General features: G+C 55.9%; 13 protein-coding genes and 2 tRNA genes. 4 read left to right on the plus strand and 11 right to left on the minus strand.

Annotated elements, in window-relative coordinates; all coding sequences use genetic code 11:
- Window positions 1-237 precede the first annotated feature (237 nt).
- The gene (locus tag VLX68_10865) at window positions 238-1536 is read left to right on the plus strand and encodes a right-handed parallel beta-helix repeat-containing protein (GenBank protein ID HUI92738.1); all 1299 of its coding nucleotides are present in this window, start codon (window positions 238-240) and stop codon (window positions 1534-1536) included.
- 125 nt (window positions 1537-1661) lie between these two features.
- Here VLX68_10865 and VLX68_10870 read toward each other — a convergent pair whose 3' ends face one another.
- Both VLX68_10870 and VLX68_10875 read right to left on the minus strand, forming a co-directional pair.
- Window positions 1662-3701 (minus strand): hypothetical protein, encoded by a 2040-nt coding sequence (locus VLX68_10870; protein ID HUI92739.1) that lies wholly within the window; start codon window positions 3699-3701, stop codon window positions 1662-1664.
- Window positions 3702-3707: 6 nt separating this feature from the next.
- Complete coding sequence (locus VLX68_10875) at window positions 3708-3947, minus strand: hypothetical protein (GenBank protein HUI92740.1); 240 nt, start codon at window positions 3945-3947, stop codon at window positions 3708-3710.
- 345 nt (window positions 3948-4292) lie between these two features.
- Between VLX68_10875 and VLX68_10880 the strand changes: the two genes are divergently transcribed.
- Window positions 4293-4368, plus strand: a tRNA-Ala gene (locus VLX68_10880).
- Between the two features lie 34 nt (window positions 4369-4402).
- Window positions 4403-5200 (plus strand): class I SAM-dependent methyltransferase, encoded by a 798-nt coding sequence (locus VLX68_10885; protein HUI92741.1) that lies wholly within the window; start codon window positions 4403-4405, stop codon window positions 5198-5200.
- 446 nt (window positions 5201-5646) lie between these two features.
- On the opposite strand, the gene clpX is transcribed toward VLX68_10885, so the two are convergent.
- From clpX to VLX68_10930, 9 genes are all read right to left on the minus strand, one after another.
- Window positions 5647-6900, minus strand: coding sequence for an ATP-dependent Clp protease ATP-binding subunit ClpX (gene clpX, locus VLX68_10890; GenBank protein HUI92742.1), 1254 nt, complete (start codon window positions 6898-6900; stop codon window positions 5647-5649).
- 1 nt (window position 6901) lies between these two features.
- Window positions 6902-7531, minus strand: coding sequence for an ATP-dependent Clp endopeptidase proteolytic subunit ClpP (gene clpP, locus VLX68_10895; protein HUI92743.1), 630 nt, complete (start codon window positions 7529-7531; stop codon window positions 6902-6904).
- A 336-nt stretch (window positions 7532-7867) separates the two neighbouring features.
- Window positions 7868-9163, minus strand: a complete 1296-nt coding sequence (gene tig / locus VLX68_10900) for a trigger factor (protein HUI92744.1) — start codon at window positions 9161-9163, stop codon at window positions 7868-7870.
- A 130-nt stretch (window positions 9164-9293) separates the two neighbouring features.
- Window positions 9294-9375 (minus strand) — tRNA-Leu (locus tag VLX68_10905).
- A 66-nt stretch (window positions 9376-9441) separates the two neighbouring features.
- Window positions 9442-11229: a hypothetical protein gene (locus tag VLX68_10910; protein ID HUI92745.1), complete on the minus strand. Its 1788-nt coding sequence runs from the start codon at window positions 11227-11229 to the stop codon at window positions 9442-9444.
- Between the two features lies 1 nt (window position 11230).
- On the minus strand, window positions 11231-11932 hold the full coding sequence (locus tag VLX68_10915) for an ABC-type transport auxiliary lipoprotein family protein (protein ID HUI92746.1): 702 nt from the start codon (window positions 11930-11932) through the stop codon (window positions 11231-11233).
- A 1-nt stretch (window position 11933) separates the two neighbouring features.
- On the minus strand, window positions 11934-12851 hold the full coding sequence (locus VLX68_10920; GenBank protein ID HUI92747.1) for an MlaD family protein: 918 nt from the start codon (window positions 12849-12851) through the stop codon (window positions 11934-11936).
- Window positions 12848-13657: an ATP-binding cassette domain-containing protein gene (locus VLX68_10925; protein HUI92748.1), complete on the minus strand. Its 810-nt coding sequence runs from the start codon at window positions 13655-13657 to the stop codon at window positions 12848-12850. The genes VLX68_10920 and VLX68_10925 overlap by 4 nt, the downstream gene beginning before the upstream one ends.
- A gap of 110 nt (window positions 13658-13767) precedes the next feature.
- Complete coding sequence (locus VLX68_10930) at window positions 13768-14829, minus strand: MlaE family lipid ABC transporter permease subunit (GenBank protein HUI92749.1); 1062 nt, start codon at window positions 14827-14829, stop codon at window positions 13768-13770.
- A gap of 387 nt (window positions 14830-15216) precedes the next feature.
- Between VLX68_10930 and VLX68_10935 the strand changes: the two genes are divergently transcribed.
- Complete coding sequence (locus VLX68_10935) at window positions 15217-15684, plus strand: hypothetical protein (GenBank protein HUI92750.1); 468 nt, start codon at window positions 15217-15219, stop codon at window positions 15682-15684.
- Window positions 15685-15765 lie beyond the last annotated feature (81 nt).

Consider the following 15765-nt stretch of genomic DNA (forward strand, 5'->3'; position numbering starts at 1 on the left):
GAATACGCGCTGGCGAAGGCGACGAGCATGATGAAGAGCGCGGGCCAGGTGAAGGAGATCGAGAAGTCGAAGAAGGAAGAGGAGAATATCAACAAAGAGATCGAGAACCTCAAGAAAAAGCTTAATAACGAGAAAAAGTAACGGGCGGGTTTTCTTCCGCTTGAAAAATGGAGAGAGAAGACGTAGTTTAAGGGCAGTCAGGATGAAAATCTTTGAAAAGAAAGCGCAGGGGGTCTTATGAAGTTGAGTGTCCAGGCAATGCTGCTTGCGGTGGCCGTTTTCGCTGCCGGCCCGTGGGCGGCGCCCAGGAAGATCGTTGTTCCCGCCAACGCGCCGACCATCCAGAAAGCGCTTGACGAAGCGGATGAGGGAGACACCGTGTTCGTGAGCAACGGCACGTACAAGGAAAGCATCGTGATGAAGGACAACGTCGTGCTCGAGGGCCAGGACGCGGAGAAGACCATCATCCACGGCAATGCCAGCAAGCCGGTGGTCGAGGGAGCAAACCGAGCGGTGATCAGGAACTTCACCATCGAGCACGGGAGCACGGGCATCATCTGCAAGAACACCAACCCCGTCATCGAGCACAACATCGTCCGCAGCAACCGCACCGGCGTCCACGCGCTCATCTCGCTGCCCGAAATCAAGAACAACATCATCTACGGCAACGAATGGACCGGCCTGTACTGCGAGCTGATCACCAACTCGCAACGCACGTCCATCGACCACAATTTCATCGGCGAGAACAACTACAGCGGCATCATGCTGGCGCACAAGAGCGAGGTGCTGATCCAGAACACGATCCTGTTCAACAACAAGCAGTACGGCATCTACGTCAACGAGGACTCGAAGCGCTCGCGCATCGTATATAACGACTTTTGGGGCAACCGCAACTCCTACAATATGTACGCGGTGATCAACGAGACCAACATCGCCAAAGACCCGGGCCTGAACGAGATGGGCGTCAAGGACTTCTCCTTTGCCGATTTCGGCGGCAAAAACTATCCGCTCGCGGGGCTGGGTAAGAGCGGCGGCGACATCGGCCCCATGTCGGAGGCGGCGCTTAACAGAATGCGCATCGATACGGACGGCGACGGCATCCCCGACGACGTCGACCAGTGTCCCGATGTCCCCGAAGACAGGGACGGGTTCCAGGACGAGGACGGCTGTCCCGATTTCGACAACGACAACGACGGCATCTACGACGCGCAGGACAAGTGCCCCAACGAACCCGAGGACTACGACGGCTACCAGGACGAGGACGGGTGCCCTGATCCCGACAACGACGGCGACGGCATCCCCGACAAGCTTGACAAATGCCCCAACATCCCCGAGGACATAGACGGGTACGAGGATGACGACGGCTGCCCTGACGGCGGCGGCCCAGGCAAGATGCCCGCCACCGGCGCGGCACCGGCAAAGACCGGGGTGACGGCAACGAAGTCCGCAGCCGGCCAGCAGGGCCCGGCGACAACGGCAACGCCGGCGGATGCAAAGAAGAAGGAAGCGAAAAAGACTGAGCCGGCGAAGCAATAGGATTTGTCAAACAGGATTTATAGTGAAGGGGAGTGAAAGCTCCCCTTTTTTATTGCCGGAAGGAATGCTATTTTATGTGCGATAGTCAAGATTCCCGGTGATGCTTTAATTGCTTTTTATTATTATCAACTCAATCCAACCGTATTCTTCCCGTCCATAATAATCAACCCCTCAAAAAACTCCCTCGCCTCCCCGGTGCATTTGAACGGCCGCGGGCTCTTTCCCGCGCCGATGAAGAACCCCACTTCGTAGGCGACGGAGCCCGCCCGTATTTCCTGTCCGTCAACGTGTACGCCCATGGTGTCGAGGCGGCAGTTCTTCCAATAGGGAGGGGAGTTTCGGGCGGATGAGGGAAGGTACACAAGGCCCTTGGTGCGGCCCCAGAGGAACTGGAACAGAAGGCGGCTCTCGACGCTGGCCCAGAATGACGGGCAGGGGACCTCCTTGAACACCTTGAGGGACGGCGTGAACGTCTCGCGGAGCGAGCCGCTGGAGAATTCGACGCGGTGTTTGGTCCAGATGTCGTTGACAATATAGACAGGCGAGAGGATCTGGTCCTCGAGCCGCACGTCTTTTTCAGCCACGATCCTGTCGAACACCACGAGGCCCTCGTCGGCCCAGGTGACCACGCGCGCGTCCCTGCGCAGCAGTTTTTCGCCCGCCGCGTTAAGGTAAGAGATGCGGCCCATGGTTTCGAACCCGTCTTTCTGGAACCGGTCGCTGTGGTACACGACTTCCCATTGCTTGACACGGTCGGACACGGCCGGGATGCCGAGCATGGCGGCCCTGTGCTGCATAATGAGCTCGGGGTAGCTGTGCAGGTTGAGCCCCACCATGGGATGGCCGCCCAGCGCCTTCCACGCCACGCTGCGCGTCATGCGCACGTTCCGGCGGTAGCACACTTCCACGTACGGATAGATGTGCCGCGTGTCAACGGCGTTCTCGAGCTGGCCCGCGCTGTAAAACCTGAATTCTTCGGGAAAGGGCAGCACGGCAAGCATGGCGAGCTCGAAGCCCACCTGGCTCTGGAAAAAAAGTTCCCAGCCCTCATGCGCGGGCGTGAAACCAAGCACCCACGGCGGTCCTGATTTTTCCTGCGAGGCAAGCTGGCCGTCCATCCAGGTGAGGAGTTTGTTCGTGATCGAAAGCGCGCGCGGGTCGTTGTTCCACAGGCCCCAGGCAAGGGCGAACGGCCGGGGCAGGAAGTAGGGCAGGTCCTGGCCGCCGGGCGCGTAGAACATGCCGTTGGGAAGGCAGAACCGAAGCAGCAGGTCGAACGTTTCCTGGTGGTTCTTGCGCCTGAAATATTCCGGCACAGGGTTCTTGTGCAGCGTGTAGGCGGCCATGGACAGCGCCACCCACATGCCGTAGCACAGGATTTCGGGATGGAAAAACCCGTGGTTCTCTGCGGTCATGTCGGAAAACAGCGTCTGCGTTGTTGCGAAATGGGAAACAGAATGTTCGAGATATTCCGAGTGATCGGCCTTGTCGGCCTGCGACGTGGCGATGTTGAGCGCCCAGACTGCGCCGGCGCGCTTCCAGCGCCCGGCGTTGGGATTGTTGGGGCACAAATTTATGGCCCAGCTCAGGCACAAGGCGTCGATGGCGTTTTCCTCGATCTTGGTGTCAACGTCGCACCCGCTGGGCGGCGGCACGCCGATGAACCGGTCGGCCTCGAAGGCGGCCACGCGCTTTACTTTTTCAACAAGCTCCGGTCCCAGAACATCCTGCGCGAGGCGGCAGCACAGGCCGAGCAGCGCGGCCCACAGGCCGCTGCGCCAGTTCTCCCCCCAGCGCTTGCGTCCCAGGAATGTCTCGACGTCGCGGTTGCCGGCGAGGTGGGTGTCGCACGCCCATGCAACGCCCTTCCGCAGCATATCGTCAAGGCGTTCCTTTGACAGGTGCGGCTCAAGCAGACACGTCTCGCTTCTGTAAACATATGCGGCGAGGAGGCACAGCGTCTGCAGGTGCGGGCGCAGCACATATTCGACCACCGGCGACGATGACGCCACCGAACGCATGTTGAAGGCGGCGGGGTCTGTGGCGCCGAACATGCCGGTGCCGTCGCCGAGGTCGTGCCACGACGCGAGATAGTAGTCGAGGCCGTGCAGCAGCAGCTGCAGGATGGGGCGGGGCTCGAGCTTTTCTTCAAAGTGAAGCGTCATAGCGGTTCAGGAGCGTTCTGGGGAAAGCGGATGGTCCATGGGATACACCGAGATCTGGCCGGCACCGGCGTCGTCGCCGCATTTTTTCGCGAACTCGCGTGCCGTGTTCGAGTCGTACAGCACCACAAAGCCGTCGCCGAAAAAATGCGGCCGCCTCTCGCCCTGAAGCCAGGAAAAATATTTATCAACTTGGTTCCGAAGGAACGAGCCGTCCTGTCCCGAATACCCGATGCCGATGTAGGCCATAGCGGGATTAATCCTTTACATAGAAAAGATCCCCGCAGAGACACAGAGGGCACAGAGAAAAACAAAATTGGAAATTGCAGGTTGAAAGCGACAAAACAAATAATTAACCTTAAACTTTCAACTTCCAACGTTGAACTATGTATGTTTTCTGCGACTCGGCGGTGATGGTTCACTCAACTGAGATGCGCAATAGAAAAATATGTTGTCGCCAAGAGCAGTGAACAGTGTTGACGGAAACCTCACGCAGGTCCGGTCAACCATTGACAAAATAAAAATTGAAAAACCGCATCACGAAAAAAGGTTACTTGAAGTAATGTCCTTCGGGTATTATTTTTATGTCCCTGTGGGGCTGTAGCTCAGCTGGGAGAGCGGTTGGTTCGCAATCAACAGGCCAGGGGTTCAATCCCCCTCAGCTCCACCACTTCTTTTTTCTTCCCCGTTGAGAGCCCCAAGCCATGCGCTGTCCCATCTGCAACACTGAAAATCACGTTGCGTTTTCCGCAACAGTGATCACCAAATACGCCGTATCGTATTTCTCGTGCGGAAATTGCGGTTTTGTCCACACCCAAGAGCCGTATTGGCTCGAGGAAGTTTACAAAGAGGCGCATAACGACGAAGACACGGGTTCGCTTCAGCGGAACCTTTTTCTTTCAAAGATCGTCCCGTCCGTCATTTTCTCGTTTTTCAATCCTCATGGCCGGTTCCTTGATTTCGGCGGCGGCCACGGCGTGTTCTGCAGGCTTATGCGGGATCAAGGATTTGATTATTTCTGGAAGGACGCATACGCAAAGAACATTTTCTCACGCGGTTTTGAACTTTCAGAACATAACGGCCCTGTTGAAATGGTGACCGCCATCGAGTGCTTCGAGCATTTTCCCCGGCCGGTCGAGGAGATCCAATCAATGCTTGCGACCTCGGCGAATATTTTTTTTACCACGGATCTGCTTCCCTCGCCGGTGCCAGGAGCCGGCCAATGGTACTATTACGCACCTACCCACGGCCAGCATATTTCGTTTTATTCACTTAAGACGCTTTCGTTTCTCGCCGCACATTTCGGATTGAACGTGTATTCCAATGGTTCTAACATTCATTTGTTCACAAAAAAGAAATTGACGGATTCAAAATTCAAGAGAGCGCTCAAAACGGGATTTCTCGTGCGCCAGAAAATACGCATGATGATGAAAAGCAGGACGAAGCAAGACGAGGAGTTGATAATTGCGAGGAAGAAACAAGGCGGAAAAGTAACAAAGTGACGAAGATTATTCAGTCAAGAAGAATTTATTTGTCTATAACATTTATTGATCGGAATAAAAGATGGGTTCCCGATTTCGCGGGAATGGCACAATAAGTAATGCCATCTGGTTACTGGAGGACTAATAAATCTGGTGCTGGAAGATATTTTTAAGGAGATTGCCTCGTCGAAGACTCCTCGCAATGACCCCCCTACCAAAACAGCTACCGCTCGCGGGTGCGCCCAAAAAATAGCGGTCAGAGATCGGCAGTCAGCGGTCACAGATCGGAATCAATTTGCGTAATGCGGTATTGATAAAGTGGACTCGCGTGGCATCTACATCGGTTTATTCACTATCGCTCGCCAGCGGTAGGCAGGACTGGAGGGTGAGCCAGAGCGAATTGCCGACCGACCCGAAGCCCGAAGTTTACTGAGGGCGAGGGGAACGCACAACATTGTATTAATTTCTTATGCTATCTTTCTGTCAACCTTCAACCCGATCACCGGCTCGATCTTCCTCAATATCACGTCGCGGGTGATGAGGCATTCCTTCACGTCGTCGCGCGAGGGGATGTCGAACATGATGGTGATGAGCACGCTCTCCAGCACGCTGCGCAGGCCGCGGGCGCCGGTTTTTTTTGCAAGCGCGATCTTCACCACTTCGCGCAAGGCGTCCATGGAAAACGTGAGGCGGATGCCTTCCATAGCGAACAGCTTTTGGAACTGCTTGGTGAGCGCGTTTTTCGGCTCGGTGAGGATCTTAAGCAGGGCCTCGTCGTCGAGCTGGTCGAGCCCGAACACCGCAGGCACCCTGCCCACGATTTCCGGGATCATGCCGTATTTGATGAGGTCGTCGGGTTCCACTTTACGGAGGAGAGCGCCGATCGAGTTGCCGTGCCGGCGCCTTAGCTCCGCGTTGAACCCCATGCGGCTCTGGCCGATTCGAGCCTCGATGATGTCCTCGAGCCCCACGTAGGCGCCGCCGCAGATGAACAGGATGTCGCGCGTGTTGATGGGGATCAGGTTCTGCTCCGGGTGCTTGCGGCCTCCCTTGGGCGGCACGTTGGCGATGGTGCCTTCAAGAATTTTGAGCATGGCCTGCTGTACGCCCTCGCCCGACACGTCGCGCGTAATGGACGGGTTGGGCGACTTCCGGGCGATCTTGTCGAATTCGTCTATGTAAATGATGCCCTTTTCCGCCTTGGCAACCTCGTAGTTTGCAACCTGCAGAAGGCGCACGAGCATGTTTTCCACGTCCTCGCCCACATAGCCGGCCTCGGTATAGACCGTGGCGTCAACAATGGTGAAAGGCACCTTGAGCATTTTCGCGAGCGTCTGCGCGATGAGCGTCTTGCCCGTGCCCGTGGGGCCGATGAGCAGGATGTTGCTTTTTTCGATCTCCACGCCGTCGTCGGTTGCCTGCGAGCGCGACAGGATGCGCTTGAAATGGTTGTACGCGGCCACGCACACGCCTTTTTTCACCTCGTCCTGGCCGATCACGTACTGGTCGAGGAACGCCTTCATCTCCCGCGGCGTGGGCAGCGAATCGAGCGCAAGGTCGCCCGGCGTCTTCGCCTTGTCCTCCCGCAGGATCTCGTTGCACATCTCCACGCACTCGTCGCAGATGTGGACCGACGGTCCGGTGATGAGCTTTGCCACCGCGTCCGCGCTCTTGCCGCAGAAGCTGCACTTGATGCCGGGGTACTTGGGCTTAGAGGTCATGTTATTTTTCCCGTTTGGTAAGAATTTCGTCTATGATGCCATAGGCCTTTGCCTCGTTGACGTCCATGAAGAAATTGCGGTCGGTGTCCTTGCGGATCACGTCGATGGGTTGGCCCGTGTGCTTCACGAGGATCTCGTTGAGCGATTCCTTGACGCGCATGATTTCCTTGGCGTGGATCGCGATGTCGGCTGCCTGGCCGCCGGCGCCGCCCGCCGGCTGGTGCAGCATGATGCGCGAGTGGGGCAGCGCGTACCGCTTGCCCTTGGCGCCGGCGGCGAGCAGAATGGCGCCCATGCTCGCTGCCTGGCCGATGCAGATGGTGCACACGTTGGGCTTGATGTATTGGATGGTGTCGTAGATGGCGAGCCCGGCCGAAACAATGCCGCCCGGCGAGTTGATGTAGATGGTGATGTCCTTGTCGTCGTCCTCGTATTCGAGGAAGATGAGCTGGGCCATCACGAGATCGGCGATGGTCTCGTCGATTTCCTGGGCGAGAAAGATGATGCGCTCTTTGAGCAGCCGCGAATAAATGTCATACGAGCGCTCTCCGCGGCCGGTCTGTTCGACTACTATTGGGACAAGTGACATAGTATTCCTCTTCTTTCCAGTTCTTATGATGTCATGATAAATTTGGTTTTGTCAAGTTAAATAAATTTCAAATTTATTTGGGCGTTCCCCTCGCCCTCAGTAAACTTCGGGCTTCGGGCCGACCCTCCTTCCGGTCCACCCCTTCGGGTGCTTCTCCCTCGTCAGGGATTTCCAAGGGTCACAAGGGTCGTCGTCCTTCTGCTCGGGCTGCCACGGCCCCTGTATGCCTGAGGGCGAGGGCCGGGCAGCACCGCTCTCCAGAGCGGCCTCCAGTCCTGCCTAACGCGGCGGCGGAGATCTAGTTCGTCAACGACCTGCCTTGGCGCCAATCGAACAAAAACTTCTTATCGGACAAGATGGCATTCTCTTGTTTTACTTTCAACCTTCAGCTTTCAACTTGTCACCGGATTCCTCTATTTTCCCAGGTGTATATTCACCTATCAAGAAATCCAGCGTTTTTTGTTCTCTTATATCGGCTCTGATCCGGTTTGTGGTGCCGTTTTCCCGCAGCCGTTGCTTGAGCTGCTCGAACGGCTGCTTGTAGGCGTCGGCAAGCGCCTGAACCTGGCGGTCCACCTCCTCCTGCGTCGCTTTGATCTTCTCCTGCGCCGCGACAAAGTCGATGATCTTGTACCGCATGATGCCGCGCTCGGCGGTTGCCCGGTATTTCTGTTCGAGTTCCTCGCGCGTGGGCGGCGCCTCACCCGGACGCAGGTAGCGCGTCACCTCATCGGCCATGTGGTCGAGGTAGGCCTGGATGCGCGCCTCGGGAACCTCGAAATGGTTTTTGTCAATCAGTTTCTCTATTGCCTTGCCGTACGCCTCGTTCTTGGCGCGTTCCTTCTCGCGTCGCTCAAGGTCTTTGCGCACGGCCTCGCTTAAAGCGCCGGCGTCCGCGAAATCGCCGAGCTTCTTGAGGAATTCAGGCGTGAGCTCCGGCACCACCTTCTCCTTCACGGCATTGATCTTTACGGAAAAGAAAGCGTCCTTGCCAGCGAGGTCCTTGGTGGAGAAATCCTTGGGAAACCTGATGGCAATGTCGACCGCCTCTCCGGCGGAATGTCCGATGATGCCCTTGTCAAAGTCCTTTATTTCGCCGGCGCCGAGCTCGATGGGATACTTGGGATTTGAAAAGTCCTTGCGCTCAACGCCGTCGATGACGACCTTGAAGTATTCGATGGCGACGCTGTCGCCTTTTTCGGCGGGCCGGGAAACGTCTCTCAATTCGGCGTTGCGCTGCCGCAGGTCTTCCACCGCCTTTTCCACGTCGCCGTCCTTGATTTTCTTCGGGTCCGCGCTGATGCCGAGGTTCTGGTAGCCCCTGATCTCCACCGGCGGGTCGATCTCGAATTCGACGGTGAAGGAGACCGGCGCGCCCTCGTCGGCCTTCAAGTTGCTGATCTTTCCTTTACTGATGGGAAATATCGAATGCTGCTTGCAGGCGTCCTCAAACGAGCGCTCGACAAGGTCCTCCACGCTCTCGGAGTAAATGGACTTGCCGAAACGGCTCCTGATAAGGTTGGGCGGCGTTTTCCCGGGCCTGAACCCGGGCAGCGCCGCTTTTCGGGTGTACGTTGCCAGCTTTTTGGTAAATTCGCTTTCAACTTCTTCCTTGGGAATCTCGATGTCGAGGATCCGGATGAATGATTTTGGCTCTGAGACGGATACCTTCAAAAAATCCTCCTGTCAATGTTGACCGATGATAGGTTCACCCTTCCCCGTTCAAGGTTCAGAGGCCCCCCCGTTCAGGGTTAAAGATTTAAAAAGGAGAGCACCGAATGTTGAACCGTGCAGCCCTGTTTATTGCGAGAAGGGGGACTCGAACCCCCACAGGTTTCCCTACGAGATCCTAAGTCTCGCGCGTCTGCCAGTTCCGCCATCCTCGCAAAGAAAGGAAAAACCTTGTTTAAAAAATAACTCATACGGCCGGCGGCCTACAAACTTTTATGCGTCTATCGAGAGGTGTTAAACGAAAACCGGAGCCATATCCTGTGCTGCGATAGGTCGACCTTGGGGTCGGTGGAGAGCGGCTGGCTGTATTGGTAGGTGTAAAGGTAATCCAGGGTTACCGATTGGGCGATGCGCCAGGAGACCGTGGTGTTCACCCAATACGTGGGGCGCAGCATGTGCTCCTTGATTATCGGGATGATGGGAAATTGAACGATCACCTCTCCTTCGGCGGTAATCCACCGTTCGAGCCGCAAAGCCGCGTTGATTGAAGTTTCGGGACCGTAGGAAATGACGGTGTTATCGCGTTCTTGTTGCACCACCTTGTAATTTCCATGAAAACGCGACAAAAGGGAATCGAGCGTGTCCCGCGTAAATATCGACCGCGGGTCCTGTTCCTTGGTCTTTATGGCCCCGGTGTCCACGTCCTGGAATTGGTCCCAGGTATTCCGCTGCGAATAGCCGAAACCGACCTTAAATTTGCCGTCAAATACGCCGGAGGTGATCGCATCGACATTCGCGCCGATGCCGAGTTCGATGTCCATTGGAGAAAATGAGGGCTTGAGCCTTTTCGCCTGAGCCGTGGAATCGGCTCCCGTGATCACCGAATCGGCGCCGGTAAGCAAAAACATATGGTATTGCGACGATTCCTGGAACCGGTCGTACACGGGAAAAAAATTTGTCTCGAATTGCATGCGGCCGTATGGGCCGAGCCAGGGCATGAACCGCCAGACATAGAGGGAATACACCCTGAAATCGTCCGACGTGTTGTTGATCTCTGTTACCCGTAAATTTGTAAAGTTGAATTCCTCATCAAAAAAGAATTTCGTGTCCCATTCCCCCTTGCCCAGCGAATGGTTGACGCGAAGGTTGGTGAGAAACACGATGGCCGAGTTGTTCGTGTCGTTGCTGGTGTTGAAGAGGATGCTGCCGCCGAGGTCGAGCCCGTACCGCCAGTGGGACGCGAACCGGCGCGACGCTTCGCTGGCGACGGTGACGCCGCCACTGGTGATTTTGCCGGTCACGGAATCCTCCACCACGGAGAAATGCGTGAGCTCGCCGGGAAGCAGGCGCACCGTCACAAAACTGGAAACTGCGTTGTAGCTCCCGCCGGTGCCGAATATCTTGTACAGCCCGGGGTTGAGTATCCACGTGTTCACGCGCTCGCCGAGGTTGGGGTCCCTGCCGTAGGTCCGGCCGAACGGTTCGAATTCGTCAAGCCGCACCATTTCGTAGCTGCCGCGGAACGGGATGTTGCTTTCGCTGACCACGTCGACCTGGAGGCCGGCCCACGTGGGATAGAGCGGAAGGGTCTTGCCCTCCTCGATGACCACCCATTTGACAAGCCGCTGCTTGGTGGAGCCGCTGCCGAAATGCACGCTGTAGGTGCCGGGGATGAGGCAGAATTTTTTTCCGGGCTTGCCCGACTGCAGCACCTTTCCGTTGGAGTCGGCGATCTGGACATCGGGCTCGAGGGAGGGGTCCCCCATGCGGGGCACGAACACCGCGCCCTTGCCGATGGGAATGGAAGTCTCATCCTCGTCGACCTGCTGCGACACGGGGGGCGCGTCCCACGTCTTCACCGCCTCGGTATACCATTCCGGCGCGTAGGGTGACATCGTTGGCGCCCGCACCGAGGCGGTGTCGCGGCGCACGCTCGCGTTCATATCGCCGGTGATCTCATCGCCGGGGAGCGCGGGCGGCGGTTCCGCAAACGCAAGGGCGGCGTAGCATATGCCCGTGACGCACGCCGGCCGCAGCGCCGTGGAAATGCGGGAGCGCGTCGCCTTCATGCTATTCCCCGCCTTCGCCCCGGAATTTTTCAATTTCCTTGGCTCTGCTGGAATCGGCGCTCGCCGCGTTATTGCCCGAGGCGCCGTATTCGCGGGCGAACACCTCGTCCAAATCGTGGACCGCCTGGTTGACGATGAACTCGAGGAGCGAAGACATCTCGCGCACGACATTGTCGGGCGAGTATTGATAGACGCGTTTCCTGTTGTCAAAAACGCGGGAATACAAAACGCGTCCGTCGCTCATCCTGGAAAGCGTGAGGCGCAGGGCAAGGTGCGCAAACCACAATTGGTCGCTGTCGTATTCCTCGATCGCCTCGATGTTCCCGGAAAGTTCGTAATCGGCCTTGAAGCCCTCGTCGAACCGCCGGATGATGTGACTGACGAGGTTGATGGCGTTGAGGTGCTTCTGCACAAGGTCGGTGATCATACGGTTGGGTTTAACCGCCCATATTTTATAAAAGTAGTAGCGCAGCTCGAACGGACTTTGCCGGTACACGATCTGCGGCCGGTTGTAGGCGTCTTCGATGCTGAATTCCTTGAGCCGCAGCGTGAACGGGTACGGTGAGGCAAGGAGCCTGCCCGTCAGTACCGAGGGCACGTAATTGAGGACGTAATATTGCTTAACGGGAATGGTGCCGCAGCAGGCGATGACGGCCAGCAGGACCGCGATGCTCCATAGCACTCGTGCGTGGCTGTATTTCATGTCACCGTTCTCTCTCTTTCTGTTGTTCTCCTTTGAGAATGAGCGACGGGTTTTCGGAAAGCTCGTTGATAAGCTGGTTGGCGTTTTCAAGCGCCTCGCGAAGGTTCTGCATGGACACCGAAACGTCCTCACGGCTCTGGCGTACAATGAGGAACATGGTTTCGGACAGATTTTTAAGGGACAAGACGGTGGAATCGACCCGGGTCACGATCCGCGAAAGCTGGCTTTCCGGAAGGCTGCGGTTGACCGTTTTTGTTATCGAATGGATATCGGATGAAATGCTGTCAATTTTTGTGATGACGTGCCTGGCGGTGCCGGCGATGTTGGTGAAATCCGGGCCCGCGGTGCTGAAGAATTTCCTGGCGTCGGAAGAGACCGCGACGAGGTTGTCGAGGATTTTTTTGATTGAGGCGAGACTGTCGGGCTCCGAAATGGCGTTGAGATGGTTGAGGAGGATCTCCACCTTGCTCACGATGACGTCGAACTTACCGGTGAGCTGGTTCAATACGGAAACTTTCGTCGGGATCTCTGAATTGGGCGGCAGCAACGGCGCCTCGTTGGTGCCTCCCATGATGTCGAGATAGTTGAGGCCCGTTATTCCCATTGACCACGACTGCGCGAACATGTCTTTCTTCATGGGAAAGTCGTTCTGCACCTTGATCACCACCTGGATCCTCGAAAGGTTTTTTGGATCGTAGGAAATTTTGGATACTTTACCGATAAGAACGCCGTGATATTTCACCTGCGATCCCTGCTCGAGCCCGCTCATGGATTCTCCCGTAAAGTACGCGAAATAGGTCTTGTCCTTGTGCGTGAGGCGGATGCCGAGCGGGATGGCGACGAGCACGACCAGTATGCATGCCGCAATGGTCACGAAAATCCCGAGACGAGCGCGCTGTGCGGCGGTGATGTTGCTCATGCGGTCTGCTCCACGGTAAAGAGCGACGCTCCCGCGGCGGCGGCCGCGGCTGGCGTGCTGTCCTTGCGCATGAAGAAGTCGAACACCGGGCCCGAGGCGAATCGCTCGGCGCGTGCCAGGGGCCCATCGAAGAGCACGTTGCCGTTGTGCAGGAACACGATGGTGTCCGCGATTTTCTTAATGGAGGCCAGCTCGTGCGTCACCACCACGACGGTGATGGACAGCCTTTCGCGCAGCGACAGAAGGAGCCCGTCGAGGCCGGCCGCGGTCACCGGGTCGAGCCCGGCCGACGGTTCGTCGCAGAACAGAAGGGGAGGGTCGAGCACCAGGGCGCGGGCGAGCGCCGCGCGCTTGCGCATGCCGCCCGAGAGCTCCTCGGGCAGCAACGTGGCCGCATGGGCAAGCCCCACCTGCGAAAGCTTGAGCATCACGATCTCGCGCATCAAGTCGGGCGAAAGGTTCGTGTGCATCTCCAGCGGCAAGGCGACGTTTTCAGCCACGGTGAGCGAGCCGAGCAGCGCACCGTTCTGAAACAGGATGCCCGCCCGCTTGAGCAGGTCAACGGTTTCCTGCGAGTCAAGGTCCGCAAGCTCCCTGCCGAACAGCCGCACGCTGCCGTGCGACGGCGAAAGCAGTCCGACAATGGTCTTGAGGAGGGTTGTTTTGCCGCACCCCGAAGGGCCGAGAATCACCTTTATTTCCCGCGGCAGCACGCTCATGCTTACATTGTCAAGCACTGTGTGCTCGCCGTAGGCGACGCTGACATTGCGGACTTCTATGACGGGTACGTTTTGATTTTCAGCCATAAAAAGATCTATCTCAGAATAAGAGCATTTCTCATTATACAACAGGGAACCGATTTATTTCAATAAAAGACGGGCAAATCATTACACATCAACGTTATTCCAATCGCTGATTAAAAAATAAACGAAAAAGCCGCGTCCGCCATGATGATAATGAAAATTCCCGTCACCACGCTGGCCGTGGTTTCCTTTCCCACCGATTCCGCGCCTCCGCGCACCCTGAATCCGTGGAACGAGCCTATCCAGATGATGAGCCAGGAAAAAACGACGGACTTTACCACGTTCGCCACGACGTCGATGAAGACGATGTTCTTCATCATTTCCCGTATGAAAAGCCCGGAGGAAATGTCAAGGTAAAACACCGCGACCAGATAACCGCCGAGAAGTCCGAACATGGTGCCGGCAATGGAGAGCAGGGGCATGGTGATTGACAGGGCGATAAATTTCGGGATGATCACAAACTGGACCGGATTAATGCCCATGGTGCGCAGCGCATCGATCTCCTCGCCGACCACCATGGTGGCGATCTCCGCCGTTGTGGCGCTGCCGTTGCGGCCCGTGAGTATTATCGCGGTCATGAGCGGGCCGAGCTCCTTTATCATTGAAATGGTCATCATGGGGGCGAGAAAGATGCCGGCGCCGAACTGCTGGAGCTGCAGCGCCGCCTGGAGCGCGAGCACGATGCCGATGAGAAATGAAAGCAGGCTCACAATACCGAGCGCCTTGTATCCCATTAAAAACATCTGCAGCTCAATCGACCCTTTCCTGAAATCTCTTTTTTTCAGCACTCCGGCGGTTCCCCAATAAATAATTTCCGTAAACATTGACAGTGCTGCAACGGCTGTGGTGCGGAATGCCAAGACAAAGTCTCCCATGCGCGCGAACGCATTTTCTTTTTTTCCGGAAGCCTCCTGCTTCTCAACGGCGGATCTGCCGTAGGAGTCCAAAGTGGAAAGTAGGTCGTGGGATGCGTTGCGGAGCGTGAGTTTGTTTCCGGCCTTGGCATACTGTCTGCCGAGGAAAAAAAGCAGGGAGAGCCCGGCGGAATCGAAGAGTGTGGTGCTTGATAAATCCAGCACCAGCGGTTCGGTGTTTCGCCTTGCTAAAAGAGTGCGCCCGTTTTTTTCAATCCATTCCCTGGTCAGGGATGCCGGAAGATGAACGGTTTCGGCCATACTATGTTCAAAATATATTGATCGCAGGGGTGTGTTGGAGCCTTTTAACCTTAAATGACCGGTACCGGCTTGGAACGGGATTGCTTGACAAAATGGTCTATCCTTTTGTCAATCAATTTCCTCGAAATTGCCCCATAGTAAATTTGGGTGAAATCGCATTAATAATATGTTGTAAGACATTATATAACATTGAGTTGCAAATATGCGGCGAGTCGAATCTCGGAAGATTTTTAAGAAAATAATATAAGAAAGTTGTTGATTTTTTTGCCATTTAGCCCTATATTTGTTATGCTTATTTAGTAAAGGATTGGGTTTCTGGCCATCTTAGCTAACCAAAGTTCCTGATACTAAATCACCTTAAAAACCTGGAAAGGATACCGAACGTCTATGCAGTTACCAAAGTCCAGACGTCGCCAGAAATTGCGTGAAAAAAAATGCCAGTATCCGGGGTGCGGCAAGATTTTCTTCGGCATTCACATTTCAAAATACTGCCCGGAACACCGGCAGGACCGTTACCGTATCAGGAAACGGACGAAGCCCGAAGATGTGAATATCAAGAACCAGACCTTCAAGCACAATTATACCGAGGTAATCACGATGGTGCTCAATTGCGCGCTTGAGGGATGCGACAACCAGTTTGAGGTGAAGATTTATCCGCGCCAGTATATTTATCCAAAATACTGTCCTGAGCACCGGAACGAATACAAGAGAATACGGCACCTGCGCCAGATCGGCAGGGAAGACCTCATTGAGCAGATGATGAAGGAAAGCGAGATGATCGAGATCGAGCCTTCGACGCTCAAGGAAAAGGAGGGCAAAGCGGACGACGTGGAGGCTGTTGACGAGGTCGCCTAGTCGCAAGAAAAATCTTTTCCTCGGATAAGTGGACAAAATGAGGATGGCAGCAATGCCATCCTCATTTTTTTATCCGCTCGA

Source organism: Chitinivibrionales bacterium (genome assembly GCA_035516255.1).
GTDB lineage: Bacteria > Fibrobacterota > Chitinivibrionia > Chitinivibrionales > FEN-1185 > FEN-1185.